Below are 449 nucleotides of genomic sequence, written 5' to 3'. Positions count from 1 at the left end.
GAACTGGCTCAATTGCTGCGCTCCGAATTGCCAAAATCGCCTTTCGTCAGCAGCACCGAGATCGCCGGAGCCGGCTTCATCAACTTCCATCTGCTGCCGTCGGCAAAATTGGAAGTCGTTCGCAGCATTCTTGTGCAGGGCGAGTCATTCGGCCGCTCAACGCTCGGTGGCCGAAAAAAAGTGCAGATCGAATTCGTGTCCGCCAACCCGACGGGGCCACTGCACGTGGGTCATGGCCGGGGCGCGGCCTACGGCGCCAGCCTGTCGAACCTGCTGAGCTTCGCCGGCTGGGATGTGACTCGCGAGTATTACGTGAACGACGCGGGCCGCCAGATGGATATTCTGGCCCTATCGACGTGGCTGCGTTATCTCGAACTGTACGTAGATACTTTGGGTTGCGTCGCCTTTCCACCGAATGCCTATCAGGGCGACTACGTGCGCGAAATGGC

1 protein-coding gene is annotated in these 449 nt (G+C 59.5%); it reads left to right on the top strand.

All coding sequences use genetic code 11. The features are described from left to right. Positions 1 to 449 (top strand): arginine--tRNA ligase domain-containing protein (gene argS, locus PROAA_RS01390; RefSeq protein WP_186409600.1); only part of this gene is annotated, 449 nt, incomplete at both ends.

It is taken from the genome of Candidatus Propionivibrio aalborgensis (assembly GCF_900089945.1).
Classification (GTDB): domain Bacteria; phylum Pseudomonadota; class Gammaproteobacteria; order Burkholderiales; family Rhodocyclaceae; genus Propionivibrio; species Propionivibrio aalborgensis.
The sequence above is the reverse complement of the archived record's forward strand: the minus strand, read 5'-3'. Positions and strand labels throughout refer to the sequence as shown.